Here is a 933-nt window from a genome sequence, read left to right as displayed (position 1 = left end):
GGAAAACCTGATCATGGGGATTGGAGGGGGCGGTGGATAGGTGGACGGGCTGGACGCTTACTTTTGTATTGGAGCTGTGCTCGCAAAGTTGTTGTAAACGTTCAACAAAAGAATTGCATAACAACGAATCAAATCCAAAATACAAATGACAGGAAAACGAGCAGCGGATTAAGAGAGATGGCAAGGGTCTACTAAAGGCGGAAGAAAGTATGAAAAAGCTCGGCTATGCGGCATGGTTTGTAGCGTGGTTCATCATTTTTTCGTTTGTCTTCGTCCCGCTCAAGCCCGTGGTGAGCAATTCCGGAGCGGCCTATGGAGGACCGGCTGGCGCCGCCATCGCAGTTGGCGTGTTCACGGCATTCTGGGGTGCTCTCCTATTTACAGGCATGGCTGTTATCAGGGCCTTGTTTGATAACCCAGGGACAAGTGGTAGACCGGCGACATTGATGGAAAGGCTCCTTGACCTTACCACGTGGCAAAAAAGTGTAGCAGGCGTTGCTTGCGGACTATTTGCAGGTGCGCTGATCCTCGGCGTGAGGGTATCTGTTGATTCGGAATTCGCTACTTGGTATCAGACACTCTCTACACATAGCGCACCTAGTCCAGCAATATCCTCTGACAGTCAAGCTGTTGGCCCGAGCACTGCCAACCAGCTCACTCCTGACGAGTTGAATGCAGTCGGCCTCCAGTATCTAACCGGTCAGGTGCTGGAGAGTGATGAAAAGCAAAGATATTTAAGCGCGCTCTACTTCCTCACTCAGTCCGCGGAGGCCGGAAGCCTTGATGGACAACATAACCTTGGTATTGCCTACTCGTTAGAGGTAGGGGATTTGGGAGGCGATAACGTTCAAGCGATGAAATGGTTGATTATCGCTAGGGGCTGTTGACGTTTTGAAGCGAGGACGTGAAGGAAGGGGTGCAAACCTACAAAAT

At 50.8% G+C, this 933-nt stretch carries 1 protein-coding gene; it reads left to right on the top strand.

Annotated features, from left to right (window positions below):
• The first annotated feature begins 209 nt into the window (after window positions 1-209).
• Window positions 210-887, top strand: a complete 678-nt coding sequence (locus tag IE083_RS15680) for an SEL1-like repeat protein (RefSeq protein ID WP_189354964.1) — start codon at window positions 210-212, stop codon at window positions 885-887.
• The last annotated feature ends 46 nt before the right edge of the window (window positions 888-933 follow it).

This window comes from Vogesella fluminis (assembly GCF_014652335.1).
Classification (GTDB): Bacteria; Pseudomonadota; Gammaproteobacteria; order Burkholderiales; family Chromobacteriaceae; genus Vogesella; species Vogesella fluminis.
The sequence above is the reverse complement of the archived record's forward strand: the minus strand, read 5'-3'. Positions and strand labels throughout refer to the sequence as shown.

What these genes read in the sequence shown, in the direction of transcription:
- IE083_RS15680 (WP_189354964.1), top strand. Translation starts at nt 210, where the DNA reads ATGAAAAAGCTCGGCTATGCGGCATGGTTTGTAGCGTGGTTCATCATT.